Origin of the sequence: Paenibacillus sp. NPDC058174 (assembly GCF_042883865.1) — a bacterium.
In the GTDB taxonomy this organism is placed as follows: Bacteria; Bacillota; Bacilli; order Paenibacillales; family Paenibacillaceae; genus Pristimantibacillus.
This window is the reverse complement of the sequence record NZ_JBHVUY010000003.1, coordinates 338,854-364,202: the sequence shown is the minus strand read 5'-3', so window position 1 is coordinate 364,202 and position 25,349 is coordinate 338,854. Positions and strand designations below refer to the sequence as shown.

The following is a 25,349-nucleotide window of genomic DNA, read 5'->3' as shown; positions in this document are numbered from 1 at the left end:
TCCTCCTTGAATGACTCATGTAAGCGTAAGGAGCGAAGGGATTCTTGCTTTCGCAAGGCACCCTCCGCGCCGCGCTTCATTTCTCTTTATAAATGGTTCTTATTTGTTGCTTTCGTACGCCGTTTGGTGCTCTTTCGCAACGTTAGCTGCATCGTTTTTCTTCACGAACAGGTTTTGGATCGAAGTCAAGTGAGCTTGTGCAGTAGCAGGGTTCATCGTGTTATCGAACGCGATGTCGCCGCCTTTAACGTCTTTGAACATATCCAGAACTTCCATTGCCATGTCGGAGTAGCCGGCAGCTTTGAAGTCGCCTTCTACTTTTTGTGCAAGACCTACAGCGCCTTTAGCTGTGAATGTCTCTTTAGGGAAGTTGATCATGAAGTAGTTCAGGAAATCTTTCGTTTCTGGCAAGTGTTTGCTGTCAGCAGAGATCGCGAACGCGCTGCCTGGAGCAAGCATGAATTCGTTAGGGTCGCCTTTGCCGTTTACAGTAGGGAACTTGAACACGCCGGCTTTGCCGTTGATTGTCGAAGTTTCGATACCGCCAGTTGCCCAGCTGCCCATGTAGTACATCGCTGCTTTACCTGTTTTGAACAAGTTCTCGCCTGCGTTGTAGTCGAAGGAAGTTGCGCCTTCTTGGAACGCGCCGGCTTGAATCAGGTTTTGGAAAGCGTCAACTGCTTCTTTGAAAGCAGGATCTTCGAATGTTTTCTTGCCGTCCAGCACTTCTTGCAGGAAGCCAGGGCCGTTTGTGCGAAGCAGCACATTCATGAACAAGAACGAACCTGTCCAGGAGTCTTTCTCACCGATTGCCATTGGCTGAATGCCTTTTGCTTTCAGCGCTTTAACAACGTCAACCATTTCTTCGAACGTCGTTGGCACTTTCACGCCAGCTTGCTCGAACAGTTCTTTATTGTAGTACACCAAGCCGATGTTGTTGCCGTCCGGCAAAGCGTAGATGTTGTTGTCGAACGAGTAGAAGTCAAGGATGCCTTCTTGGAACGTGTCTTTCAGACCGTTTTGGTCCAGCATATCGTTCAGTGGAGCGAACAGCTTCGCGTCAACGAAAGGCTTCATTTGAGCGGCTGGGTTAACCACCGTAATGTCTGGAACTTCGCGGGAAGCGGCTTGTGTTTTCAGCTTCACTTTTTGCTGGTCCGTGTTCAGCGAGTCGAGCTCGATTTTCACATTTGGATGCTCGTCTTCATAAGCTTTAACGATTTTCTTCATGATGATGTTCTTCGGATCCGTAGGGTCCGGGTAGATGTTTTGGAATGTGATCGTTATATTTTCTTTTTTGCCGCCTGCGTTGCCTTCGTTGGCTTTATCTGTGCCGCTGTTAGTGCCTGCATTGCCGCCGCCGTTGTTGCCGCAAGCCGCAAGGCTCAGTGCCAGCGTGCCAGCCATTACAAGCTTCAGAATGCCCTTCATATTCTTCTTCATTGTTTATATCCCCCTTATTTGTGGATGTGTTTATTATGCCTTGATCTGGAACCCCTTACAATGCGGGAACTTAGGATAAAAGGTGTGTTTTCTTTAGATCGGCTTCTGAAGTTTACCCACCTTCGGAGTGCTCCGCCAACTGCCCCTAGTTCCTGAGAACGACAAAAAAACAGGCACAGCGATCTGGGCGCTATGCCTGTTAGTATGGATTTAGGTATCAATTGCTATGCGGTTTTTCTTGCTGTTCCAGTCCAGCTTCATGTTGTTCATCTTGCAGAAATCGCGCAGCGGAATCATGACGCCTTCCTTCCGTTTCATCGGCTTAAGGGAGGTAAAGTCCGCTTCTTTCCCGTTCAGGAACACCTTGACCTCTCCGTCTTCCACGGTCAATCCTTTCAGCTTCTCAATAAGCTGCTTGGACGATTCGCCGTGCTTGGCGCCGTTCACCCGGTAGCCGTTCGTCTGGCCTTTGCCGTTAATGCCTTCTTTGACTGTAAAGCTCAGCTCAATGCCCAGCTTCTTCATAATAGCGAGCGCTTCATCATTATAAGCACCATAAGGGAAGGCCAGCACGCTCATCGAATTGTGCAGCTCCTGCTTCAGAATCCGTTCGGCTTCCGTCAGGTCATTCGTAATTCTCGCGGTGTACTCCGCATCGGTCTCCATGCGCTTCTGATCTTTAAAATATTGCTTGCGCGTAAGCACGGGCTTCGTCAAACCATCCTCGCGCATCGCACCGTAACGATGCAGATTATACGTATGATTATGGAAGTCCATTCCGGACTTTTGCATTTCACGCATCTGATCCCATGTCATCTTAGGAACTCCGTTGTGCTTGCCGCCTACAGAGGAGACAATGACAAAATTAACAGCCGGATATCCATAGCGCTTCAAGATCGGATACGCATCGGTATAGAAGGATTCATAGCCATCGTCAAAGGTCAGAAGCACCGCGTTGTCCGGCACCGTACCGTCGCGCAAAATAAAATCGGCATACTGTTTAATCGTAATGACATGGAAGCCATTCGTTTTCAACAGCTCCATCTGCTCTTCGAACTGCTTATCTGAAATCGCGGATTTCTCTTTCGACGGATCATTCGAAATGTCATGATACATTAGAACTGCAACTTGATTGGAATAGAAAACGCCGTTATTGCCGTTATCTTGCTTAAGCGCCCACTCCAGCTTCACTTTAAATGTGCTCTCCAGAAAAGCCGCCGGCACCATCGGCTCGCCTTGGTCCACTGTCAGAACAGGAGCCTGCTTCACCTTCTCGCCGTTAACCGTAAACGTTACTTTATTGTTGGGACTCAATGCAGACTGTGAACATGCGGATAGAATTGCGACTATGCCAATGATAAGAATGAGTGTCAGACTGAATTTTTGCTTTGTTTTCATCGGTACAAATTCCCCTTAAAAAATGATAATTGTCACATTTAGACTAAAAGAGGAATTGTTATGCTCTCCATCAAACGTCTAACAGATTCCCTACTCTATCAACGGCGCTCAGCAACTAAAGGTTGCTTTTTTATTAAAAAAAATTAATCCGGCGCTCATTTTACAATTGGATTTTTTTAAGGACCATAACCGCAGCACCTGCTGCAACCGCATCCTCTTTCAATATTCCTTTCGAGAACAACGGCTTATATTTCGGAAAATAATACGTATTCTGCTCCGCTACACGAATCGCTGTATCGAACATCGTCTCATGGGCATTAAGCAGTGCTCCGCCAATAATAACCTTCTCCGGATGAAGCACATTTATTAAGTTAGCTAAGCCTATACCCAGATACGCCGCAGCTTCGTTGAAAATATTGAGCACAGCTGTATTGCCTTCCGCTAATGCACGAACCATCGTCTCGAATGTTACCGGCTCCTGGCCGGCGTCATTTATTGTGGCAGCAGCAGTAGTGACGGGCAATTCTCTCACTTTGCTCTCCAAAGCTTGCAGAGACACAAAAGCCTCAAGGGCACCATAGTTGCCGTTGTCGCGAAGTCGGGGGCCCCCGGCCTGAATGATCATCTGGCCTACCGCGCCTTCCGTATCCGTTGCTCCATATACGAGCTCCCCGCCGGACATCATCGCCGACCGCAGGCCGGCCCCGGCATGTACATAAAGCATATGCTCGTACCGTTCGCTTCGCAACGCCCAATGCTCGCCAATTAAGGCGGTGTTCGCACCGTTATCCAGCAGCGCCGGAAAACCAAGCCGTTCCTCCAGCAGTCTGCATATCGGCAGATCTCGCCAGCCTGCAGCCGGGAACAGCACCGGATCGACAATCAGCCCCCGTTCGCGGTCAAGCGGGCCAACCGCACCAACGCCAATGCCGATAATCTGCCCCGCAGATAGCCCATGCTGAACTAGAAAAGAATCGACCGTCTCCTGCACCCGGTCAATGAATCGCTCCGGTGTCATCGTCTCATCCATCGTCCAGCGGATAAGCGACAGCCTGTTCATTTGCAAATCATAAAGTCCCATTGAAGAATAAATCCTTGAAATCTCCAATCCTAATATATAACCGCGATGAGCATTCGTTTCATATAAAATCGGCGGCCTGCCGCCCGTCGAGTAGCCGAGCCCCTTTTCCTGCAGCCAGTTCTCGGCGATCAGCTCCTCCAGCAGACGCGTCATGCTGTTGATTTTCAGCTCAAATTGCGCCATCAGCTCGGCTTTCGAGACGATGCCGTTTCTGGCGATATAGTCATAGACCTGTTTTTTGGTCGTTGCTTTATTCGTCATAATAGTCCTCATCCGATAACGGAAATAAATTCCCATTTATTATAACCGAGCCGGACGCTTCTAACAATGAATGGAATGGCGGTATAATCATATAGAAGCATTTATGCGGAGACAGATATGCCGAATATAAAGGCAATAAGAAGGAAACAGGAGAGTATAACGATGAGAATTGCTCTATTAGGCGCAACGGGCCGTGTAGGCGGACGTTTGCTGGAATATGTTTTGAGGGATCGGCATGAGCTGACCTTGCTGGTGCGCACACCGGATAAATTGGCAAGTGTCTTGGACCGGGTAAAGGTGATTGAAGGAAACGTGCTGCATGAGCGCGCATTGAACGAAGCTGTAAAAGATGCCGACGCTGTTGTAAGCGCGCTTGGCACGGACGGGGGAACGACATTGTCGGTTATGATGCCTATGCTAATTAAGGCGATGCAGCAGCGTAACGTTAACCGGCTAATCGCCATCGGCACGGCAGGCGTGCTGGACAGCCGGACAGAACCGGGCTTGCTGCGCTATCAATCGAGCGAATCGCGCCGGACTTTGACCCGTGCAGCTGAGGAGCATCATGCGATGCTGCACGCGATGCAGCAGTCCGAGCTGGATTGGACACTCGTCTGCCCAACCTACCTGCCGGACGGCGAATATACTGGTGTATACCGGACGGAAAAAGACTATTTGCCTTTGGACGGCAAACAAATTTCCGTCCCCGATACCGCCGATTTCGCCTACCGGCAATTGGACAGCCGCGAGTTCGTCTGCTCTCGCGTTGGAATCGCGTATTAAATGATTTGCCGCTTGCGTTTCTGCTCGTGCGGTTCCCGAGTACGATGGTCATTTGGTGCTGCATAGCACGATTTGTATAGTTTTATATCGTATGACACTGAGCACTTCTCGACAAGCTTCAAGTGATTAACCAAGCAGAGCGGCAATTTCGCTTTCGATTTTTTCTGGAGCGTCGTTTGGCGCAAACCGTTTCAATACACGGCCATCGCGGTCAACGAGAAACTTGGTGAAATTCCATTTGATCGCTTTGGAGCCCAGCACGCCCCGGGCATTGCTGCTCAAGTAGTCGAATAGCGGATGCGCGGTTTTGCCGTTTACATCAACTTTTCCATACAGCGGGAAGGATACACCGAAGTTAATTTCGCAAGCCTCGGCGATTTCCTCATTGCCTTCCAGCTCTTGATTCAAAAACTGGCCGCTCGGGAAACCAAGAACGGAAAAGCCTTTATCATGATACGTATCATGCAGTTTTTGCAGCCCTTTAAATTGCGGAGCAAGACCGCACTTCGTTGCCGTATTCACAATAAGCAGCACTTGGCCTTTGTAGGGCTCGAGAGTCTTTTTCTCTCCGCTGACGGAATCGACTTCAATATTATAGATAGACATACTCATTCGCCTCCCGGGTATCGTTATTTAATAATTAATCTGTTTAATTAAATTTATCACAATTAGATTGTATAAAATTTAATTGGCGATGTCAATTTTCTTTTCAGTACGCAGTTCAGATCATTAGAGTGATCTAGCCGACGCTGCATGTGCCATGGACATCGCGGCGCGCGAGCTCGGTCGAACGTAATTGCGGTTTTGACACTTTTGGCTGATTGGTGCTACAATGTGATAATAAATTGCATACAATTTAAACAAATGATCGCCGCAAGGAGGGGACTACATGAAAGATAAAGACGAACTGTTGAAACTGGAAAACCAGCTTTGTTTCGCTTTTTACGCCTGTTCGCGTGAAATAACAAAGCTTTACAGGCCGATCCTCTCCGAGCTCGATCTCACGTATACGCAGTACATTACGATGCTTGCGCTTTGGGAGAAGGATGGCGTAACGGTTAAAGACCTGGGCGCCCGTCTGCTGCTGGATTCGGGCACGCTCACACCGCTGCTGAAAAAGCTCGAAGCCATGCAGCTCATTACACGGGACCGGGACAAGGCAGACGAGCGCAATCTCGTCATTCGCGTAACCGAGCATGGCGCCAAGCTGAAGGAGAAAGCAACATGCGTACCTGCACAGCTGGGGGCGCAGATGAACATTCCGATCGAAGAGGTCAATGCGATCCGCGATCAGGTTCAGAACCTGCTCAGCAAGCTGGAGCCAACGGTGTAAACCAGTGAAACCGATGAATCCGCCGCCTGATATGATGTCAGGCGGCGGTTTTTTATTATGCGAGGATGCTTGGTCGCTGAAATGCGCGCACCGTACCCCCGACGCGTGATGCCATCGCGGCACGCAATGCTCGTTCACACGTCGGCGGTCGATTCTCTTCATAATTCACCCCGCATCACGCACTATTGCTCGCTACCAGCATATTCAACTTTCTTTTTCGCCGCATGTTCGCACAATCGCGTCCTACCTATTACCACTTAAAACCCTCCGAGGGTCTTAACTAGCTATTACTACCTCTTCCTGCTCAACTTAAGACCCTGGGAGGGTCTTATCAGCTTCAATCAACGCATTTTTCCTCCGTAAAACCGTACGATCTTTCTGCTTAAGACCTTTTCAGGGTCTTATCCTTCTGTATGAACCGCTCCCCTACCGGTTTAAGACCCTATGAGGGTCTTAAACACTACAACCAAGCTGCTTTCCCGCCGAAGAACCTCATTATCGGTCTACTTCACCGCCGCTTTAAAAGCAACCTTATTCGATAAAGGGAATTCGCGCGGAATCCGGCACCAGCATTCAGAACTAAGTCACTTTCACTCCTTTACTGCTGGCGAAGCGCAGCTCCTTGCGCGTGGTGTGGCGTTACATGACTGTTTTCCATGGGCTGAGACGAATCAAAATGTAAATCTGCAGTTTGTTATCCCGCTTTTCAATGATTTTGAGCGTCAAAATGCAAAAGTGCATTTTGTTCGGTCAAAAAAGCCCCTGTAGAGCGAATTTGAGCGATTTCAACTGCACATTTACATTTTGAGCACTGTTTTCGGCATTTTTAGCCTTATCAAAATGCACTTTTGCATTTTGTTTCTCTGTCAGGAGGAGAAAGCTATAAATTTTACTCTGGACAGCGACGTATACTCAAAGTTATCCCAATCCCCACTATTTTGCCATATTCCATCCGTTTTACCCTTCATTCGATACATCCCAGAAACCAATTCCAATTAATCTTGTCTTGTTCTATCTCATCCTGCTCTGCAGGCTTTGTTTTATGTCGATCGATCTCCTTAATCCTATTCTGCCTTGTCCTATCTCGATTGATCTCGTTAACCCTCTTCTGCCTTGTTCTATCTTGATTGATCTCTCTGCCTTGTTCTGTCTCGATCGATCTCTCTACCCTATTCTCCCACGTTGCACCTCATTCTCCCCAACCCAACCCGCCACACCTTCCCCTCCTGCCACGCCCCCCTCACACAAGCCCAATTTTACTCCTGCCTGTTGACATTGCCCCCCTTCGCCTGTATAGTTGATTACATGAGTAACCAACCACTCCACCGAGAGAGTGGCTAGGAGGTGAGCAGCAAATTATGGTTCTTTCCATTGACGACAGCCGGCCGATATTTATGCAGATCGCCGAACAGATCGAGGATGACATTATAGAAGGCAGACTGCCCGAGGAAGCACAGGTACCCTCGAAGAACGAGTTTGCAGCGTACCATCAGATTAACCCCGCTACGGCGGCTAAGGGCGTCAACCTCCTTGCAGATGAAGGCATTTTGTATAAGAAGAGAGGGATCGGAATGTTTGTGGCAACCGGGGCGAGAGCGAAACTGATTGGCAAGAGGCAGGAATTGTTTTTCGAGCAGTACATCGTCACAATGATGCGGGAAGCAGAGAAGCTCGGCATTACAACCGAACAACTGATGAGCATGATTCAGAGAGGAGATGCGTCCAAATGACCAATGTAGTGGAAGTGAAGCAGCTGACGAAAGCCTACGGCTCATTCCAAGCGGTTAAAGGTGTCAGCTTCAGTCTGGAGCCGGATAAAATCTATGGCCTGCTGGGCCGCAACGGCGCAGGCAAAACGACGATCATGCATATGCTGACCGCACAGTTGTTTGCGACAAGCGGTGAAATGAAAATTTTCGGCGAATCGCCCTATGAGAACAATAATGTCCTCAGTCAAATCTGCTTCATCAAAGAAAGCCTTAAGTACCCTGACAACTACAAGGTGGTCGATGTTCTGGAGCTGTCGGAAACGCTCTTCCCGAACTGGGACCGGGAGTACGCCTATTCGCTTCTTCGAGACTTCCAGCTTCCGCTTAAACGCCGCATCAAGAAGCTGTCCCGCGGGATGCACTCCTCGCTGGGCATTATTGTGGGGCTTGCGAGCCGTGCGCCGCTGACGATCTTCGATGAGCCCTACCTTGGTCTGGACGCAGTCGCCCGCTCGCTATTCTACCACCGGCTGCTGGAGGATTATTCCGAGCATCCGCGGACGGTTGTCCTTTCCACGCACTTGATCGACGAGGTGAGCCGCCTGCTGGAGCATGTCATCGTCGTCGATAACGGCAGCATTATTCTCGACGAAGATTCCGAAGAGCTGCGAGGCGCCGCCTATTCCATCGCCGGTTCTACCAGCATCGTAGAATCGTTCCTAGCCGGCAAAAATATAATTTCCAAACAGCAGTTCGGCGCTCTGGTCAATGTCGCAGTTATGGGCAGACTGACCGCCGATGAACGCAAAAAAGCCGAGTCGCTGGGCTTAGAGCTGGTGCCGGTATCACTGCAGCAGTTGATTATCCATCTGACGAACGGAAAATTGGATGCCAAGGAGGGTGACCGCTAATGAACCGCATACCCAGCGTATTAAAACTGCATTTTCGCGACAAAGCAACCTGGTTTATCATTCCCTACGCCGTACTTGCATCAAGCTTTCTAGTCAATCTCCTCGTCGGCTACATCTCCAAAGAGGAAATTACAACCGGCGGCATCCTGTCGATCTACGTCTACTTGTTCGTTATGGGCATTACCGTCCTGCCGCAGACCTTCAATTTCGCGCTCAGCTTCAGTATCAGACGGCATGACTATTTTACAGGTACCGCGTTGTTCGCTGCAGCGAACAGTCTCTTCATCTCGGTCATCCTGCTGGTTCTCGGCATGATCGAAAAGGCAACCGCAGGCTGGGGTACCCAGCTGCACTTTTTCAGCCTCCCCTATCTGAACGAAGGCTCAGCCACCCAGCAAGTGTTCGTCTTCTTTATGATCATTATTACGCTGTTCTTCGGCGGTTTCACCATAGGCAGCATCTACCGCAAATTCAGAGGCATTGGCATGATTGTCATGGCAATCGCCGGCGTCGCGCTTTCCACCGTCCTCTCCTTTTTGTCGACCCACTACAATTGGTGGAAAAACATTTTCACCTGGTTCTCCGATAAAACCGCACTGGATATTGCACTCTGGCTGATCCCCATTACATTGATTTATGCCCTCGTATCCTACTTGCTCTTGCGCAGATCAACCGTATAGCACTCCCCCAATTCCCCCCTTCCGCCATAAGGTGAAGCTCTTTCACTCCCTGGCAAAAGGGGGTTTTTACATCTTCAGATTTCAGTCCTGCACCCTGCACCGTTAAAACAAAGCCTGCATTCGTTTTCTTATTTCGGCTGGTCTATAATATAGAGGTACAACACGTGCCCACTATTACATACCCAGCGAAGGGAGAACGATATACGTTATGAAAGAAGAGATTATTAAGCGACTCACATCCTACGTTATTGTAGATACGCAATCCGATGCCGAGAGCGAGACATGTCCAACAACGCCGGGACAGCTTGTTCTGGCCAACCAGCTGGTTGAAGAACTGAAAGCCATCGGCATGGAGGACGTAACCATTGACGGCAATGGCTACGTGATGGCTACACTGCCTTCTAACACAGAGAAACAGGTGGCGACAATCGGTTTTCTGGCCCATGTCGATACGGCGACCGATTTCACAGGCAAAAATGTGAAACCTCAAATCATCGCCAACTACGACGGCGGAAATATCGTTCTGAACGAAGCGCTTGGCGTCACGCTTTCCACGCAAGAATTTCCGGAGCTAAGCGGCTACAAAGGCCACACGCTCATGACGACAGACGGCACAACGCTGCTAGGCGCCGACAACAAAGCCGGCATTGCCGAAATCATGACTGCGATGGCTTACTTGATCCAGCACCCGGAAATTAAGCATGGCAAGGTGCGCGTCGCCTTTACTCCGGATGAGGAGATTGGACGCGGACCGCACCGGTTCGACGTCGCCGCATTCGGAGCACGTTATGCGTATACGGTAGATGGCGGCCCGCTCGGCGAGCTGGAATACGAAAGCTTCAATGCCGCAGGTGCAAAAATAACGTGCAAGGGCACCAATGTTCACCCCGGCACAGCCAAGGGCAAAATGGTCAATTCCATCAAGATCGCGATGGAGCTGCAGCGCAGGCTGCCAGCGGAAGAAACGCCGGAACTGACAGAAGGCTATGAAGGCTTCTACCATCTGCTGTCGATGCAAGGCGATGTCGAGCAGACTAAGCTCAGCTACATCATCCGCGACCACGACAAGCAAAAATTCGAAGCGCGCAAAGCGTTTTTATCCAGCGTAGTTTCTGACCTTCAAGCCATCTATGGTACCAACAGCATCGTCTTGGAGATGAACGATCAGTACTACAACATGCGCGACAAAATCGAGCCGGTATTCCATATCGTTGAACTGGCGCGTGAAGCGATGGAATCTCTCGGCATTACGCCGGTTATTAAACCGATTCGCGGCGGCACGGACGGCTCCCAGTTGTCTTATATGGGACTGCCTACTCCGAATATTTTCACAGGCGGAGAGAACTACCACGGCAAATACGAATACGTCTCGATCGACAATATGGAGAAGGCGGTCAACGTCATTATCGAGATCGTCAAACGTTTCGAGCAGCAGGAACAGCAATAGACAGCAGCAGCATCCGCCCGCAACCCGTTAGGGAAAAATGGGCAAAAGAAGACGGCTCCCTCGCCATGAAGGAGCCGTCTTCTTTCATCTAGCAGCTGCCTATTGGATCAGCCGAGCTTGATTGCCCGCAGCAGCAGGAGCACCGCTTCCGCACGAGTCGCATTAGCCAGCGGTTCAAAGCGGTTGGCGCTTCTTCCGTCGACGATGCCGATCCGGTGCAGCGATTCGACAGAGCTTTTCGCCCACTTCGGAATAGACCGGTCATCGTCAAAGCTCGTATACGAATAGCTTCCGCCTGGTATCTTGAGCATACGGCCAATGATGACTGCGATTTCCGCTCGCGTGATACGGGCATTTGGACGGAAGGTGCCGTCCTCATAGCCGGATACGAGTCCCAAGCGAACCGCCTTGGCTATGGCCGGCTGAGCCCATGAACCGATGTCTGCTCCGTCCCGGAAATACGGGATCGAGCTATCAGTGATTGGGCCTTGCGAATTCATGACCATAACGACAAACTCAGCCCGTGTAATGGAGGCATTCGGACGGAAGCGTCCGCTTGGATCACCTTGCACGATTCCCTTCTCAGCCGCTTCACGAATACCTGCTGCTGCCCAGTGCCCAGCGATATCATTGAAGGTAACCGGCTGCTTAGGAGGCACATAATCACGGGAGAATACCGCATAGATCGCTCCGGTCGTTACATTGCGCACATCCACCTTGATACGATTGCCGTCTGCTGTGCCTCCAAGCTCCGTCCATCTCTTTGCAACCGGATCATAGCTGAAAATGCTGCCGACTTGATCGCTGCGCAGCTGCCAGCGGTCATAGGCGATGGACAGCTGGACCGGCTGCGCGTAGGTGGTGGCGTAATCCGCACCCCACTTAAAGAAGCCGCTTAGCACGCTATAGCCTGCACCATCCATGCGATCCGGCTTAGAGGCGGTTTCCAGCTGATAGCATAAATCACGGCCTGCCGCGCCGGACGGAATATTGACAGAAACTTGATCCGATATATTCAGTACGGCTGCTTTACCGGCTACAACTGTTGTTCTTCGATTAATCGAACACCAGCTTTCCTCCGTTGAATTCGAACGGATATTAGTCACTTGAACCAAGGCGACCGACGCATTGCCCGCCGTATCCTTGGCATAGACCGTGTACGTTCCATTCGAATAGACCAAGAAGCTGTTTGCGTTCTTAATATCGGTTCCCTTCGAAGCGAAATAAGCAGCGTCACGCTGACCGCTGTCCCATTTCAGCTGTGCAAGCCCGTTGCCCTCCCCTTGCAGCGTTACAGACACATAGACTTGCACAGATCCCGTTGTCGTCGTTTGCGGACTAATTGACGTCTGGATAACCGGCGCTACTTTAATAATGTTGGTAACCGAGATTGTGCTTACCGTCTCATTACCGTAAGAGTCACGGGCATAAACGGTGTACACCCCATTAGAGGTCGCCGTAAATTTTCCGCCGTTCGTTATTGCGCTTCCTCTATTATCGAAATAAGCGGCGTCACGTGTGCCGTCCGCCCACTTCAGCTGCGATAACTTCGCCCCGGATGCCTGCACCGTTGCAATGACCGTCACATCAACCGAGCCGTTGACCGGTGCTTGCGTGCTGAGCGCGGTTGAAATCAGCGGCTTGCTGCCAATGCCGATGTTGCTGATCTCAATTGTCTTCACCGCAGCATTCCCGGCTTTGTCTAGAGCGAACACGGTGTAGACGCCGTTAGAGGTCACCGAAAACGAATTGCTATTCCGAATATCCGTACCCTGCGAGGCAAAATAATCGGTATTCCGGTTGCCCGAAGCCCATTTCAGTTGGATGAGAGAATTGCCTGTGCCTTGTGCGCTGGCATTGACGGCGACCTTCACCTGACTGTTAGTTGGAGCCGTCGTATCCGGTGTCAATTGAATAACCGGCTGTCCGGTCCAAATGTTAGAGATGGCAATCGTCTTCACTGCTTCGTTGCCATATTTGTCACGAACATAGAACGTATACGTACCGTTGGCGGTAAAAGAAGCCTTGCTGCTTCCGGTTATGTCGGTTCCGCTATTTGCGAAATACGCGGCATCACGCTGCCCCTCCGCCCATTTGATAGCGACAACGCCGTTGTTCTCCCCTTCCAGCTCTGCCTTCACCGTCACTTGAACCGGCTTCTGCGTCGGCTCCGTCAGATCCGGAGTCAGTGTAAGCGACACCTTGCTCGCCCAGACGAACTCATAGGCGCCGATATCGACCGTTCCGTTCACGATGCGCGCCCGCCCGCTTCTATCCGTCGTGATATTCGACAGATCCGGGGACGCGCCTGGCTGGAATACTGCATTCGTACCCTTGTCGATTGCAGGGGATTCCTTCTTAGGCTGCAGATAGCGATCCTGATCGGTGAACAGCAGCGGATCAGCGTCGCTGTTGCCCGCAATGCTATTGCCCACTGCTTCGTTCAGGATTCCATCCGGCTTGTCGTCCTGCACGATGCTATAGGAAATATCAATCGTGCCGCCATCCCGGTTCGTAATGCTGTGGAAATCCCGGTCATTGTTATTGCCCACAATGCTGTTGCGAAGCTGCGGCTTGCTGGCGCCTGCATTCAGAATTCCACCGCCCCCGTCGCTCGCTTCGTTACCCGCGATCGTCACATTCGTCAGCACCGGACTGCTGCTTGCATTGAACAAGCCGCCGCCATCCGCAGCGCGATTCGCATAGAAAACCGCATTCGTAATAATCGGGTTGCTGTTGTCCTGATTGTAAATTCCCCCGCCGCTGCGGGCGGCGCGATTATCGGCGAACGTAACGTTCGTCAGCTTCGGACTGCTGTTGTAGTTGGCGAGTCCGCCTCCGTTGACTGCTTCATTTCTAGTAAAAATAATATTGAGCAGCGTAGGGCTGCTGTTCTCGTTCAGCATACCTGCGCCGGTATTGATCGTTTTGTCCGATGCAAACCCGCCTGTAATCGTCACGCCGTCCAATACGGCGGTTGCGTTCACATCTTTATTTTTGATTACCTGATAGACGTTGCCGTTCGCTTTGCGGTCCCGGTTAATATCGGCGCTAAGCACTGTTTCATTCGCTTTGAAATCACGGTTGGCGAGCACGGCTTGAACAGTCGATCCGTCCCCGACCTTCTCATTGCCGGCAAAACCTCCGCGAACCGCGACTCCGTTCTTCAGCTTGAAATGGCGGGTTCTCCGGTCCCTGTCCTCCTGATGTTCAACTGGATAGTAAGTACCCTTTGCCACCCAAATTTCTTTCCCGCTATTCTCCTCCGTTTCCGATAACGCGTCCTCCAGATCCCGATAGGCGTTTTCCCAGCTCGTTCCGTTTTCTCTTCCTTTCGCATTCGCATTTACATACACAATGCCGCTTCCGGCATCCGCCGCCTCAACCGGCCCTCCAAACTCTGGCCATACGCCCAAGCCGACAACTAAAGTGAAAATAAGGCTCAGACAAACGAGTTTCTTCCTCAACTTCGCTCTACCTCCTTATCCTCTTTCCGGACATGCCCTATACGATTCGTAACATAGTCAGTCGTCTATGACCGTTCACCCGGTATAATTGATACGAAACGTATTTGGAAATTGTTGCGGCGTTTTAAAAATAAATATTGTGAAGAAATAAGGACAAGCAGGCTGATCACCCTCAAATTCAATTTCAAAATTTGTCGATTATTGGTAGTTTATGAAGCGATGAAAATCTCAACGTCTGGCATCCCTATTAACGGTCTTGAAGCAGAAAAAAAACGAGCCCTAGCCTAATGGCTAGAGACTCGTTTCTATGACAGCTACAACGGTCTTTCCACTGTGAAAATATCGCCGAGGCCGGCATAATCATGACCGGCCAGCCGGCTTACCGGCTGAAGCTTGCGGGGATCGATATGTCCATCCCCATCGTAGAGCGAATCGGCGATATGGTAGGATACAACCCGTCCGATAAGCAGATCGCAAGCCGGTCCGCCATCCGCATCGCCCCCAAGCTCCAATGCTTGCTCCAATAGGCATTCCATTCGAATACGGGGCTCAGCTAAGCCAGGAACCTCAACCCGCTGGCTGCTGACCGATGTTAAGCCGGCAGCCTGCACCTCGCTCTCCTCCGGCGGCAGGTTTGCCGCTGTCGCATTCATCGCCTCAAGAAAGGACTCGTCGGCGATATGGACGACGAATTGTCCCTTTTCTATTGCATTGCGCGCCGTATCCTTCCTCTCGCCATTCTTTCGCTGCACAGAGACCGAAATAAGCGGCGGGTTCGAGCTGACAATATTGAAAAAACTGAAGGGAGCCGCGTTGAGAATACCCTTATCAGATAATGTCGTAACTAAGGCGATAGGCCGCGGGATGATGCTTCCAATCAACAGCTTATAATTGTCGCGTGCGCTTAGTTCCGACGGGTCGATCATCACCATCATGTCCCCTCCGTTACACGATATTGCCACGGTACCACTGGGCGGCTGCCGCCACCTCCGTACCCGTCAGCTGATGGCCGAACCGCTCCCAATGTACGTTTACCGAAGCTCCTGCGCCTGTTAACAACGAGGTAAGCTCTTCCGTCTCCTGCGGCGAGCAGATCGGATCATTGCTGCCCGCTCCGATGAAGACGGGAACGCCCGCTAGATCCGGCAGTTCAATACCGCGCAGCGGCACCATCGGATGGTGCAGAATCGCACCGCGCAGCCCATCCCCGTCATGGAACAACAGACTTGCTGCAATGTTGGCACCGTTCGAATAACCAATAGCAATGACATTGCGGCGGTCAAATCCGTATTCCTCTGCAGCCTGATCCAGGAACTCGTTCAATTCCCTAGTCCGGAAGATCAAATCCTCGATATCGAATACGCCTTCGGCCAGCCGGCGGAAAAACCGCGGCATGCCATTTTCCAATACATTGCCCCTTACGCTAAGCACCGAGGATGCTGGAGAAATCGCCACGGCCAGCGGCAGCAGATCACTTTCTGTTCCTCCTGTTCCATGGAGCAGCAGCAGTACGGGAGCAGACGGGTCTGTGCCCGGCTTGAAAATATGCTTCATCGTCGCTGTCATTATTGATCCTCCTTCAATACGCGAACTTCAATCGGCGGCAGCAATTTCACGATCTGGTCGCGGTGTTTCTCATACCATTCCGGCAGCATTAATTTCTCGCCGAGATTTTCTTGCTCCTCGTCACGAGCAAAGCCTGGAGGATCAGTCGCGATCTCGAACAGAATTCCGCCCGCTTCACGGAAATAGATTGCATTGAAATATTGACGGTCTACGATCGGAGTCGGCTGATAGCCGCTGATCTCAACCTGCGTTCTCCAGCCCTCATGCTCTTCGAAATCTTTCGCGCGCCATGCGATATGATGAACCGTTCCCGCGCCGCCTGCACCTGCTGCCATCGGCGTCACGTTCACATCGATAATATTGCCGATGTCGCCAAACGATTGGAACCGCGCGAAGCCGTTCTCCTCGCCGACTTTTGTCAGGCCCATGACATGCTCCAGCAAATGAGCGGTACGGCTAGGCGCCAGACTGAACAATACAGCTCCGCCAAAGCCTTTGATCGCTTTCTCAGCCGGAACGCCGCCATAGCCCCAAGTGCTTGCATCGCCCGCTTCCCGGGCAACCAGCTCTGCGTGCATGCCGTCCGGATCATCAAACTGCAAATACGTCTCGCCGAATCTTATCGTCTCGGTCACGGCAATATTGAATTTCGCCAGTCTCTCCCGCCAGAAATCGAGCGAGTCCGCCGGAACGACGTAGGTTGTGATACCCACTTGGCCGGCGCCGACACGTCCGAGACGTGAGCCTGCCGACGGGAAGAAGGTAATAATCGTACCCGGGCTTCCTTGTTCATCGCCAAAGTACAGGTGATAAACCTCCGGCGCATCGAAGTTGATCGTTTTTTTAACTAAACGCAATCCCAGCAACCCTGCATAAAAGTCGACTGTCGCCTGCGCATCCCGTACAAAAGCGGTGATGTGGTGAATACCAGCTGTTCTCAATTTTGCTTGTTCTGTCATTGCAATCCACTCCTCAATGTTGTGATTGATTTATCATGATTGGTTCCATCTTCAACTGCTTATCTATGATTTGGCGAACAGCTGTTTCTACTTGTAGCTGCTCTCCGCGAAACGTCCAAGCTTCTTGAGCAATGCGCTTGCCGCCTGCTTCTCCGCAGCGGTCAGTCCGTCAACCGCACTGCGGATTACGTCTGCATGGGCAGGAAATACTTCCTCAATGAATCGTGTGCCTGCTTCCGTTATTTCGGCATAGGTTAACCGGCGGTCCTCAGTCGACGCCTTGCGGCATACCAGCTTCTTCTTCTCCAGCTTATCGACCACATAGGTAATGTTTCCGCTGCTCATCAGCACCTTGCCACCGATTTGCTGCAGCGGCTGCGGCCCCTTATGATGCAGCAGCTCCAGTACGCCGAACTCCGTCCGGTTCAAGCCATGCTTGCGAATGTCCCGGTCCGCATGCGCATTCACCCATTGGCTGGCCCGGGAGAGTGCAATGTACAGCTCCAGTGATTCATCTTTATTTTGTGCCATATCGATCGGCCTCATCTTTCGCATCGGAATGTCTTAATTTTTATTATCTTAAATTTAAGATATATGATATTGAGATAAATGTCAACAGGCGGATTTACTTTTTTATAGACGTCTAGCGTACGACTCCGGTGACACGCCAACCAGCGCTTTGAACGATTTTATAAAATGCGCCTGATCGAAAAAGCCCAGTTCTATAGCCAGTGACGGCCAGTCGATCTCATTACCGCCGGCTGCAAGCTCCGCGGCCTCCAGCATACGATAGCGCTGAACAACCCATTTCGGAGATACGCCAACATATTGGCTGAATAGACGCTGCAGCGTTCTTTTGCTCATGCCGAGCCCATCCATCAAATGCTCTACCTTGGTCACCTGACGCTCCGCAATAATCCGGTCGATAATTGTGCCTATTAATGCGACATTGTCGTCGACAGCAGGAAGCCGCTCCAGCAGAAAGCGTTCGAACACGCCGATTCTCCCGCTGTGATCGGCTTGCGACAGCACCTCATGCTCCAGCGCAGCAGTCGAACAGCCGAACACGTCCTCCAAACTGGCAGATGTATCGGTCAGCTCGCTGACGGAACGCCCCCCGTAGAACGGGTAAAAGCCTCCCGGCAAAAAATGAACGCCCAGCACATGCCCGATCCCCTCCAGCATATGATGCGACTTTTTACGCTCAACGCCGAAGATTCGGGTCTGGTCCTTCTCAAAAACGAGATTAATGACCGGATTTTGCAGCACTTCCTGCTTGTATGGCGGCTGTCCCGTCAGATCCCACTCAATGATCCAGTAATGACGGATGAAAGGCCGCAATTCCGCACAAGGCTCATACCTAGCCACTTGAAATTTGCGGCTGGTCGGATATAGAATGCCTCTGCCGGCCAGATCCTTATGCGTCTGCTGCTGCGATTGATTTCTGTCTTCTCCAGATCCCACATCTTCAACCTCCTGTCTGTCGCGTTTTTACTATACCGCTGCCCGTCCATTTCATACAGTTAGAATAGCAAGAACATCCCTTTCAGAAAAGAGGCCATCGCCATGAACCTTCAATTTACGATCTATATTGATGCTTCGCCGGAAAAGGTGTGGAGCTTGTTCACCTCGCCCGAGCATACCCGCAAGCTGTACTATGACTGCGTCTTGCGTTCAACCTTTCAGGAAGGCGCAGCGCTCGAATATGTCGGGCCCGGCAATGACGGTCCGGAGACCGTTCATATCTACGGTACGGTGCTCCACTGCGAGCCTGGCCGCCAGTTCAGCTATATCGAGCATCCCGGCGCAACATATTACCCCAACCATGCCGAGCTGAGCTGCCGCGTGACTTACACCTTAGAGCCCTTTGGTGCTTGTACCAAGCTGACGCTGCTTAATGACGAATGGTCGGAGGGCCATCCCGGCTATCAGAAGACGGCGGATGTATGGCCGATGCTGCTGAGCGATATTAAAACCTACGCCGAGACGGGCAAAACACTCGATTTAGGCTGGTAAGACGTTTTGCGCATAGGCCTTGCCAACCAAACGGAGAAGAAGCAAAAAGCCGCCACAAGGCGGCTTTTCGGTTTTTTATTTTATAGAATTTATAGACTGCACTCCTGCATTCATTGATCCGCTTGCTCATCCCAGAAGAGGTCATTCAATGTCTTGGACAAGCAGCGGCAAATGGCTACACAAAGACTTAAGCTTGGATTGTAATTGCCCGATTCAATCAGGCCGATCGTCTGCCGAGACACGCCAACCAGCCGGGCCAGCTCATCCTGCGACAGCTCCTTTTCAACACGCGCCAGCTTCAGTCTCATATTTTTTAAATTTTTCATTGGCCGGCTCCCTTTCCTGCTTGTCTCCTATTCCTCATCATCTTTAGGCCCCATTGACTGGCTAGCCTTTCTTAGAGCCGCATGGCCAAGCCACAGTATGATCAGAAACAAAGGAATATAGAAGATAATCGAAAACGCAAAAACAGATAAAAAATAGACGAAACGAGTGCTGTCATCCCCGTATAAGACGGCGCTTCTCACTCCGAAGAATATCGCAATACCGAGGCCCAGCACAAGTCCGCTAATCAATTGCTTTTTGCTTCGCGACATCCGGCTCCTGCGATCCTTCAGCTCAGCTTTGGCCGCATACACCCCTTTAAGGATAGAACGAATGCCAATATAAACGCTCGTAGCCGCTAGAATAATGAATTCGGTAAGAAACAGCTTATAGTCTGTTCCGAAACGGATAAGCTTGACGACAGCTGATACATAACAAATGATAACGACCAGCCAATAAGCTTCGGCATACAGTTTATTCCGCACCTGATCCAGCCTCTCATCACCTGTAGAACTTCTCAACCAACCGATTTTCCTCATTTATCCATCACTCCTTTGTTATCTATAGTATGATATAAATAACAAAATGTAAACTATATCTGTCATTTTAGTTACTATACCTGTCTTTAATTTAAAATGATCTAGGGCAGGGGGAGGGACCGCTTCGCATTTTGCTTTATACAAAATAGCAAGCAAACAGCCTGAGTCCAAATGACTCAGGCTGTTTGCTTGCTATTTATTAATCGCCTAGCTTATTGCGAGCCTTTGCCGGCTTTGCCAGGGCTTGTTTGGCTGCCGCCCACGCCGCTTTTGCCTTGATTGTTGGACGGGCTTTGGTTGCCCGATTGGCTGCCGCCTACGCCGCTTTTGCCTTGGTTGCCAGACTGGCTGCCGCCTACGCCGCTTTTGCCTTGGTTCTCGATTTGGCTGCCGCCGATGCCGCCTTTACCTTGGTTATTCGACTGGCTGCCGCCAATGCCGCCTTTGCCTTGGTTATTCGACTGACTGCCGCCGATACCGCCTTTGCCTTGGTTTTCAGTCTGACCTCCGCCAATGCCGCCGCCTTTACCTTGGTTTTCAGCTTGGCCGCCGCCAATACCGCCGCCTTTGCCGCGATTTTCAGTTTGTCCACCGCCAATTCCCTTGCCTTCACCTTCGCTGAATCCGCGACCTTTAAATTGAATACCGCCTTTGCCGCCGCCTGCACCGCCTCCAGCTCCGCCGCCTGCGCCACCACCAGCTCCGCCGCCTGCGCCGCCACCAGCTCCGCCGCCTGCACCACCACCAGCTCCGCCGCCTGCACCGCCTCCAGCTCCGCCGCCTGCATCGCCACCAGCCCCACCGCCTGCACCGCCACCAGCTCCACCGCCTGCACCGCCACCAGCTCCGCCGCCTGCACCGCCACCAGCTCCGCCGCCTGCGCCGCCACCAGCTCCAGCGCCTGCGCCGCCGCCAGCTCCGCCGCCTGCACCGGCACCCTTGCCGCCGCCTGCACCTTTGCCGCCTTTACCAATACCTTTGCCTTTGCCAGCGCCTTGGCTTTTCACAGCCGAAGGGAATTTGACTTTGCCATACGAGTAAGTAATAGCCTGGAAGGTTTTATTATCCACTGATCCGGTTACCTTAAGGCCGTGTGTTTTTTGATAATGCTTAACGCCTTTTACAGTCAGGGCATCGTATTTGCCGTTAATTGGCCCGGAATAGCTGCCTACTGATTTGAGCATGCCTTGAATGACATAGACATCCGGCCCTTTAGCGCCTTTGCCTACTGCCAAAGTTGTATGCGGCATGCTTACTGCTAAAGTCAACGCGAGTAACAGCGCCCCGATTACCTTGCCCATTGTTCGGCGAGGCTTTTTATTTTTCTCTCGGGAGAGAATGCTCCAATCCCACTTCATGCAAACAGACACCATCCTTCTCTGAGTTGATATTTCTTTTATAACAATGCTTACTATTTCCCATCATCCCAATTTCATTACGGATTTCGTCTATGATTTTAAAAAAACTATTCCGCCCCTCCATTACCCGCTAAAAAAGCCGCCCTCAGGCGGCTTGCGTATATTCACATTAAACACGTTAATCAAAATGTAAAAGTACATTTTGATTAGCCTCATATGGCCCCAAATGGCCTTCAAAATGCAAAAATACATTTAGAATCGCTCATTTTGAGCCAAATGGCTCGTTTTAGCCCAAACAAACTGCACATTTGCATTTTGAGGCGTTAAATCGCTCATAAAAGGCCAACCAACATGTATTTTTACATTTTGATTCGTAGCAGCGTATCGATAATCGGACTGTTAAGGGGGAAAATCGGCGTCAGGTGCAATACCGTACAAGAGGCAACGCATCTAATAAAAAAAGCTGTCGAGATTCATCTCGACAGCCAGCCTTCGCCGCCTCAAGTGGCGGCTCCAACTTCTATAAAAGCTTTGCTTTATTGCGAGCCCTCGTATTCGCGCCGATAACGCCGCCGAGTATAAGAGCAGCTCCAGCAACATGATACCAGGACAGCACTTCTCTCAGTACAATGACGCCTGCTCCAATGGTCACGACAACGGACAAATTGACAAATACGCTCATCTGTGAAGCTTGAATCCGGCTCAGCGCATAGTTAGTCAAATAAGAGGTAAGCAGCGAAGACATCAATCCCAGATACAGGATTGACACGACAAAGCGCGGCTCGGCAAAAGGTTCAAAATACGTCATAAGCGTTCCTGCCGACACATGCTGTGATAAGGCGATTGTGTTAAATACAACAAATCCGACGCCCATCATCAGATACGTCATATCTGCAACGCTATGAATCTGTGTCAGCTTCCTCGCCATCACATTGTAAGCCGCGGAAGAAAGCGCGGAAATCAACATCAGGCAATAGCCTGCCAGGCGCCAGCCGCCGCCTCCGCCCTCCCCGCCTGACATCGTCACAATGAATGCGACGCCTCCAACGGACAGAACAATAAATAGCTTTTGCCAGCCTGTCGAGCGCTCCTGAATGAAAATACCAGCAAGCACCATCGTCAGAATCGGGATCGCCGCTTGAATGATGCCGGCTTCGGAAGAAGAAAGGTAGAAGAGTCCCAATGACTGAAACATAAAAAAGCAAGAAGGATAAAATACCGCAATCGGCAGCAGTCTCACGATACCAGACCATGTAAACCGGGCTCGCCCCCAGCCCGCCAGCAACAACACATTTGCTGCTGCGAATGAGACGGTGAACCGATGTGCCAGCAGATCCATCGGACTAGCCGAGCGCAGCGCAAATTTGACGAAAACGAACGAAAAGCCGATGATAACCGCGTATGCCAACGCGGCACCATAGGCTTTTCCCAGTGAAGAGGATTCCCCAGTCATCACTTATCCCCGGTAGCTGTCGCGCCATTGCAGCAGACGCGCTTCCAAGAGGCGGACGAGCGAGTCGGTCAGCTTGCCGACGACAGCGAAAATGACGATACCGACGAACACGACACCCGTACGCATGTAGGAACGAGCATCTTGAATCAAATAGCCAATCCCCTGATCGGCGCCCATCAATTCGGCAACGACAAGGCACAGCCATGCTGTACTAAGCGACAGCCGCACGCCAAGCAAAATGTTCGGCATTGCCGCAGGCAGAACAACCTTCGTCAGTTGGTGAAAACGGCTGAATTCCAGTACCCGCGCCACATCGAACAGCTTCGAATCGACGTTGCGGACACCCAGAAACGCATTCACATACAGCGGGAAGAAGGCACCCATGGCGATGAGCAAGATTTTCGACAGCTCGCCAAAGCCGAACCAAAGGATGAACAGCGGCGTGATGGCCAGCAGCGGCACCGTACGCAGCATTTGGATCGTCGGATCAAGCACCTGCTCCGCACGTTTGTACAGCCCCGACCCTAAGCCGATCAGCAGGCCAAGTCCGCCGCCCACAAAGAAACCAATCATGGCGCGCAGCACACTGATGCCAAGATGATGCGTCAGCTCCCCCGACATGAGCATGTCGTAGAAGTCACGGAAGATCGAGGTTGGAGGCGGGAACAGCTGGCGGGAGACAAGTCCGTTCACTACGGCCAACTGCCACAGAACCAATACAGCAACAGGGATAAATGCGCCTAGCAAAAAGCGCTTCGTTCTTTCTTTTCCAGTCATAGGAATAGACGACCTTTCCTCATAGTGTCATTAAATCTCATAGCTGCCATCCTCTTCTTCCACATGATTGAGTGCTCCAAGCACCTGTGTGCGAAGCTGCTGAAAAGCAGTGCCGACCCGGTTGCGCGGATACGGAAGATCAACGGGAATGACCGCCTTAATCCGGCCCGGCCGGGCATCCATAACCACTATGCGATTGGACAGAAAGATCGCCTCGTCGATATCATGCGTAACGAGCAGCATCGACGTCTGATTTTGCCGCCAAATATCGAGCAGCGACTCCTGCATATGATTGCGGGTAAAGGCATCGAGCGCGCCAAAAGGCTCGTCCAGCAGCAGCACTTGAGGGCTGCGCAGAAGCGCCCGGGCAATCGCCACCCGCTGTGACATGCCGCCCGAAAGCTGCTTCGGATAAGCCTTCTCAAATCCCTTCAGCCGGACGAGCTCAATCATCTCGTCGACCCTATGACGCACCTCATCGTTTTTCAGCGACAAGTCCGCAGCAATATTTCTCTCCACTGTAGCCCACGGAAACAAACGATGCTCTTGAAAAATAAAGCCCTTTTCCTTGCTCGGACCCCGCACGTCGGAGCCGTTTAATTGCACCCTTCCCTCGTAGTCGATGTCCAGGCCGGCTGCGATTTTGAGCAGTGTGCTTTTGCCGCAGCCGCTTGGGCCGATAATCGAGACAAACTCTTGTTTTTTCAAGCTCAGATGGATGTCGTCGAGCACATGCGTAGACGTGTCCGCCGTGCGAAACGTTTTATTCAAATGACTAATTTCCAGTGCCGTTGCAGTCATGTTAAGCCCCCCTGCCATGATGTAAAGTATCGTCCAAATGAATTTAGGGAGAATATTAGCAGACGGTCAAAACGATTGTCAATATGCCTTTTGCTGGGCGGCCTTCCGCCAGACAGCCTACTTAAAGCTGTTATACTCACGGATCAAATAGTTCAAAAACTCCTTCTGGGCAATCGAAAAATGCTTCTTCGCCAGGCGTGCCCAGCCCAGTGAAATCGTCGACGGCTCATGGCTGACGAGCGGTATCATGACGATATCCCCGTTCAGCACGAGCGGGTCGTTCATCATCGCATACTCGATAAAGAGGCCCACCGCCGCACCCTCGGCGATTGTCCGTTTCAGCAGCTCGATATTGTTCGACGTGAACAAAATATTGACCTTGCCGTATTTGTCCATAAAGTCGCCCAAATACCAGTTCGAGAACACCCCGTCGATGTTGACGAACGGCTGCGCAAGAAGATCCTGAGGCGTGACGCTTTTGTTCATCGCCAGACTGGAGCGCCGTCCGACGCAGACGACCATCCGCGAGACATGCAGCGTCTTCATCTGCAAATCTTTTACATCTTCCGGCTTATGGTTGTCGAGATAGATCAGCCCGAGATCCGTCCGGTCCTCCTTCAAATCCTGGATGACCTCCTCGGTGCTCTTGGACGTAATCTCCAGCTTGACGTTGGGATGATCCCGCTTGAAGGCGATGATCGCTTTGGTCAGCACGGCCATGAAGTTAGGCCCGACAGAGAAACGCACCTCGCCCTCAGTCAGTGAGCTTTTCACAAGCGATTGCTCTCGGATTTCCTCCATCCGGGCCAGAATCTCGAATACCTTCTCGATAATGATTTTTCCCCGGTCAGTCGGCACTGTACCGAGCCGCGAACGTTTGAAAATCGTAATGCCGAGCTCCTGCTCCAGCTTCGACAGCGATTTGCTGATGCCCGCTTGGCTGACGTGAAGCTGTTCAGCGGCGATTGTAATCGATCCGGTACGTGCGATTGCGGCGATATATTCGAATTGCTCAAGGTTCATATGAACACCCCTGACACATA

Annotated in this window: 24 protein-coding genes; 7 read left to right on the top strand and 17 right to left on the bottom strand. The window is 51.3% G+C overall.

Translation table 11 applies throughout. The features are described 5' to 3' along the window. Positions 1 to 99 precede the first annotated feature (99 nt). The 3 genes from ACFVVF_RS17800 to ACFVVF_RS17790 form a co-directional block, all read right to left on the bottom strand. Complete coding sequence (locus tag ACFVVF_RS17800; protein ID WP_387812362.1) at positions 100 to 1,443, bottom strand: extracellular solute-binding protein; 1,344 nt, start codon at positions 1,441 to 1,443, stop codon at positions 100 to 102. A 210-nt stretch (positions 1,444 to 1,653) separates the two neighbouring features. Next, positions 1,654 to 2,841 (bottom strand): polysaccharide deacetylase family protein, encoded by a 1,188-nt coding sequence (locus ACFVVF_RS17795; protein ID WP_387812359.1) that lies wholly within the window; start codon positions 2,839 to 2,841, stop codon positions 1,654 to 1,656. A 160-nt stretch (positions 2,842 to 3,001) separates the two neighbouring features. Further along, positions 3,002 to 4,183 carry an ROK family protein gene (locus tag ACFVVF_RS17790; RefSeq protein ID WP_387812356.1) on the bottom strand — a complete coding sequence of 394 codons (1,182 nt, stop codon included), beginning with the start codon at positions 4,181 to 4,183 and terminating at the stop codon, positions 3,002 to 3,004. Between the two features lie 162 nt (positions 4,184 to 4,345). On the opposite strand from ACFVVF_RS17790, the gene ACFVVF_RS17785 reads away from it, so the two are divergent. Continuing rightward, positions 4,346 to 4,966, top strand: coding sequence for an NAD(P)-dependent oxidoreductase (locus tag ACFVVF_RS17785; protein WP_387812354.1), 621 nt, complete (start codon positions 4,346 to 4,348; stop codon positions 4,964 to 4,966). A 126-nt stretch (positions 4,967 to 5,092) separates the two neighbouring features. Here ACFVVF_RS17785 and ACFVVF_RS17780 read toward each other — a convergent pair whose 3' ends face one another. Next, positions 5,093 to 5,572, bottom strand: a complete 480-nt coding sequence (locus ACFVVF_RS17780) for a glutathione peroxidase (protein ID WP_387812351.1) — start codon at positions 5,570 to 5,572, stop codon at positions 5,093 to 5,095. A 283-nt stretch (positions 5,573 to 5,855) separates the two neighbouring features. On the opposite strand from ACFVVF_RS17780, the gene ACFVVF_RS17775 reads away from it, so the two are divergent. The 5 genes from ACFVVF_RS17775 to pepT all read left to right on the top strand — a co-directional run bounded on the left by ACFVVF_RS17775 (position 5,856) and on the right by pepT (position 11,046). Further along, the gene (locus ACFVVF_RS17775; RefSeq protein ID WP_387812348.1) at positions 5,856 to 6,299 is read left to right on the top strand and encodes a MarR family winged helix-turn-helix transcriptional regulator; all 444 of its coding nucleotides are present in this window, start codon (positions 5,856 to 5,858) and stop codon (positions 6,297 to 6,299) included. Positions 6,300 to 7,657: 1,358 nt separating this feature from the next. Then, a complete protein-coding gene (locus tag ACFVVF_RS17770) occupies positions 7,658 to 8,029 on the top strand; it encodes a GntR family transcriptional regulator (protein ID WP_387812345.1) in 372 nt (123 codons plus the stop codon). Then, the gene (locus ACFVVF_RS17765) at positions 8,026 to 8,919 is read left to right on the top strand and encodes an ABC transporter ATP-binding protein (protein ID WP_387812342.1); all 894 of its coding nucleotides are present in this window, start codon (positions 8,026 to 8,028) and stop codon (positions 8,917 to 8,919) included. Before ACFVVF_RS17770 ends, ACFVVF_RS17765 begins: the two co-directional genes overlap by 4 nt. Next, positions 8,919 to 9,599, top strand: coding sequence for a hypothetical protein (locus tag ACFVVF_RS17760; protein WP_387812339.1), 681 nt, complete (start codon positions 8,919 to 8,921; stop codon positions 9,597 to 9,599). Before ACFVVF_RS17765 ends, ACFVVF_RS17760 begins: the two co-directional genes overlap by 1 nt. Positions 9,600 to 9,807: 208 nt before the next feature. After that, the gene (pepT, locus tag ACFVVF_RS17755; RefSeq protein ID WP_387812336.1) at positions 9,808 to 11,046 is read left to right on the top strand and encodes a peptidase T; all 1,239 of its coding nucleotides are present in this window, start codon (positions 9,808 to 9,810) and stop codon (positions 11,044 to 11,046) included. Between the two features lie 107 nt (positions 11,047 to 11,153). Here pepT and ACFVVF_RS17750 read toward each other — a convergent pair whose 3' ends face one another. The 6 genes from ACFVVF_RS17750 to ACFVVF_RS17725 form a co-directional block, all read right to left on the bottom strand. Beyond that, complete coding sequence (locus ACFVVF_RS17750) at positions 11,154 to 14,513, bottom strand: S-layer homology domain-containing protein (RefSeq protein ID WP_387812333.1); 3,360 nt, start codon at positions 14,511 to 14,513, stop codon at positions 11,154 to 11,156. A gap of 314 nt (positions 14,514 to 14,827) precedes the next feature. Beyond that, positions 14,828 to 15,445 (bottom strand): flavin reductase family protein, encoded by a 618-nt coding sequence (locus tag ACFVVF_RS17745; RefSeq protein WP_387813128.1) that lies wholly within the window; start codon positions 15,443 to 15,445, stop codon positions 14,828 to 14,830. A gap of 13 nt (positions 15,446 to 15,458) precedes the next feature. Next, complete coding sequence (locus ACFVVF_RS17740) at positions 15,459 to 16,067, bottom strand: alpha/beta hydrolase (protein WP_387813126.1); 609 nt, start codon at positions 16,065 to 16,067, stop codon at positions 15,459 to 15,461. An 11-nt stretch (positions 16,068 to 16,078) separates the two neighbouring features. Further along, positions 16,079 to 17,038: a ring-cleaving dioxygenase gene (locus ACFVVF_RS17735; protein WP_387812330.1), complete on the bottom strand. Its 960-nt coding sequence runs from the start codon at positions 17,036 to 17,038 to the stop codon at positions 16,079 to 16,081. 87 nt (positions 17,039 to 17,125) lie between these two features. Continuing rightward, entirely contained in the window at positions 17,126 to 17,569 is a 444-nt protein-coding gene (locus tag ACFVVF_RS17730) for a MarR family winged helix-turn-helix transcriptional regulator (RefSeq protein WP_387812327.1), read from the bottom strand. A gap of 102 nt (positions 17,570 to 17,671) precedes the next feature. After that, positions 17,672 to 18,502 carry a DUF6597 domain-containing transcriptional factor gene (locus ACFVVF_RS17725; RefSeq protein WP_387812324.1) on the bottom strand — a complete coding sequence of 277 codons (831 nt, stop codon included), beginning with the start codon at positions 18,500 to 18,502 and terminating at the stop codon, positions 17,672 to 17,674. Positions 18,503 to 18,604: 102 nt separating this feature from the next. Here ACFVVF_RS17725 and ACFVVF_RS17720 point away from each other — a divergent pair, with 102 nt between their 5' ends. After that, on the top strand, positions 18,605 to 19,054 hold the full coding sequence (locus ACFVVF_RS17720) for an SRPBCC domain-containing protein (RefSeq protein ID WP_387812321.1): 450 nt from the start codon (positions 18,605 to 18,607) through the stop codon (positions 19,052 to 19,054). 110 nt (positions 19,055 to 19,164) lie between these two features. Here the strand turns inward: ACFVVF_RS17720 and ACFVVF_RS17715 are convergent, their stop codons facing one another. The 7 genes from ACFVVF_RS17715 to ACFVVF_RS17685 form a co-directional block, all read right to left on the bottom strand. Beyond that, the gene (locus ACFVVF_RS17715; RefSeq protein WP_387812318.1) at positions 19,165 to 19,380 is read right to left on the bottom strand and encodes a helix-turn-helix transcriptional regulator; all 216 of its coding nucleotides are present in this window, start codon (positions 19,378 to 19,380) and stop codon (positions 19,165 to 19,167) included. Positions 19,381 to 19,407: 27 nt separating this feature from the next. After that, positions 19,408 to 19,917 carry a DUF6773 family protein gene (locus ACFVVF_RS17710; protein WP_387812315.1) on the bottom strand — a complete coding sequence of 170 codons (510 nt, stop codon included), beginning with the start codon at positions 19,915 to 19,917 and terminating at the stop codon, positions 19,408 to 19,410. 212 nt (positions 19,918 to 20,129) lie between these two features. Then, on the bottom strand, positions 20,130 to 21,218 hold the full coding sequence (locus ACFVVF_RS17705; RefSeq protein ID WP_387812312.1) for a peptidoglycan-binding domain-containing protein: 1,089 nt from the start codon (positions 21,216 to 21,218) through the stop codon (positions 20,130 to 20,132). 577 nt (positions 21,219 to 21,795) lie between these two features. Then, a complete protein-coding gene (locus tag ACFVVF_RS17700; RefSeq protein WP_387812309.1) occupies positions 21,796 to 22,728 on the bottom strand; it encodes a DMT family transporter in 933 nt (310 codons plus the stop codon). 3 nt (positions 22,729 to 22,731) lie between these two features. Further along, entirely contained in the window at positions 22,732 to 23,505 is a 774-nt protein-coding gene (locus ACFVVF_RS17695; RefSeq protein ID WP_387812306.1) for an ABC transporter permease, read from the bottom strand. Positions 23,506 to 23,535: 30 nt separating this feature from the next. Continuing rightward, positions 23,536 to 24,306, bottom strand: a complete 771-nt coding sequence (locus ACFVVF_RS17690) for an ABC transporter ATP-binding protein (protein ID WP_387812303.1) — start codon at positions 24,304 to 24,306, stop codon at positions 23,536 to 23,538. Between the two features lie 117 nt (positions 24,307 to 24,423). After that, positions 24,424 to 25,329, bottom strand: coding sequence for a LysR family transcriptional regulator (locus tag ACFVVF_RS17685; RefSeq protein WP_387812299.1), 906 nt, complete (start codon positions 25,327 to 25,329; stop codon positions 24,424 to 24,426). Between the last annotated feature and the right edge of the window lie 20 nt (positions 25,330 to 25,349).

Coding starts and splice junctions, on each gene's coding strand:
- ACFVVF_RS17800 (WP_387812362.1), bottom strand. CDS start 1,443: ATGAAGAAGAATATGAAGGGCATTCTGAAGCTTGTAATGGCTGGCACG.
- ACFVVF_RS17795 (WP_387812359.1), bottom strand. CDS start 2,841: ATGAAAACAAAGCAAAAATTCAGTCTGACACTCATTCTTATCATTGGC.
- ACFVVF_RS17790 (WP_387812356.1), bottom strand. CDS start 4,183: ATGACGAATAAAGCAACGACCAAAAAACAGGTCTATGACTATATCGCC.
- ACFVVF_RS17785 (WP_387812354.1), top strand. CDS start 4,346: ATGAGAATTGCTCTATTAGGCGCAACGGGCCGTGTAGGCGGACGTTTG.
- ACFVVF_RS17780 (WP_387812351.1), bottom strand. CDS start 5,572: ATGTCTATCTATAATATTGAAGTCGATTCCGTCAGCGGAGAGAAAAAG.
- ACFVVF_RS17775 (WP_387812348.1), top strand. CDS start 5,856: ATGAAAGATAAAGACGAACTGTTGAAACTGGAAAACCAGCTTTGTTTC.
- ACFVVF_RS17770 (WP_387812345.1), top strand. CDS start 7,658: ATGGTTCTTTCCATTGACGACAGCCGGCCGATATTTATGCAGATCGCC.
- ACFVVF_RS17765 (WP_387812342.1), top strand. CDS start 8,026: ATGACCAATGTAGTGGAAGTGAAGCAGCTGACGAAAGCCTACGGCTCA.
- ACFVVF_RS17760 (WP_387812339.1), top strand. CDS start 8,919: ATGAACCGCATACCCAGCGTATTAAAACTGCATTTTCGCGACAAAGCA.
- pepT (WP_387812336.1), top strand. CDS start 9,808: ATGAAAGAAGAGATTATTAAGCGACTCACATCCTACGTTATTGTAGAT.
- ACFVVF_RS17745 (WP_387813128.1), bottom strand. CDS start 15,445: ATGGTGATGATCGACCCGTCGGAACTAAGCGCACGCGACAATTATAAG.
- ACFVVF_RS17740 (WP_387813126.1), bottom strand. CDS start 16,067: ATGAAGCATATTTTCAAGCCGGGCACAGACCCGTCTGCTCCCGTACTG.
- ACFVVF_RS17735 (WP_387812330.1), bottom strand. CDS start 17,038: ATGACAGAACAAGCAAAATTGAGAACAGCTGGTATTCACCACATCACC.
- ACFVVF_RS17730 (WP_387812327.1), bottom strand. CDS start 17,569: ATGGCACAAAATAAAGATGAATCACTGGAGCTGTACATTGCACTCTCC.
- ACFVVF_RS17720 (WP_387812321.1), top strand. CDS start 18,605: ATGAACCTTCAATTTACGATCTATATTGATGCTTCGCCGGAAAAGGTG.
- ACFVVF_RS17715 (WP_387812318.1), bottom strand. CDS start 19,380: ATGAAAAATTTAAAAAATATGAGACTGAAGCTGGCGCGTGTTGAAAAG.
- ACFVVF_RS17710 (WP_387812315.1), bottom strand. CDS start 19,917: ATGAGGAAAATCGGTTGGTTGAGAAGTTCTACAGGTGATGAGAGGCTG.
- ACFVVF_RS17705 (WP_387812312.1), bottom strand. CDS start 21,218: ATGGGCAAGGTAATCGGGGCGCTGTTACTCGCGTTGACTTTAGCAGTA.
- ACFVVF_RS17700 (WP_387812309.1), bottom strand. CDS start 22,728: ATGACTGGGGAATCCTCTTCACTGGGAAAAGCCTATGGTGCCGCGTTG.
- ACFVVF_RS17695 (WP_387812306.1), bottom strand. CDS start 23,505: ATGACTGGAAAAGAAAGAACGAAGCGCTTTTTGCTAGGCGCATTTATC.
- ACFVVF_RS17690 (WP_387812303.1), bottom strand. CDS start 24,306: ATGACTGCAACGGCACTGGAAATTAGTCATTTGAATAAAACGTTTCGC.
- ACFVVF_RS17685 (WP_387812299.1), bottom strand. CDS start 25,329: ATGAACCTTGAGCAATTCGAATATATCGCCGCAATCGCACGTACCGGA.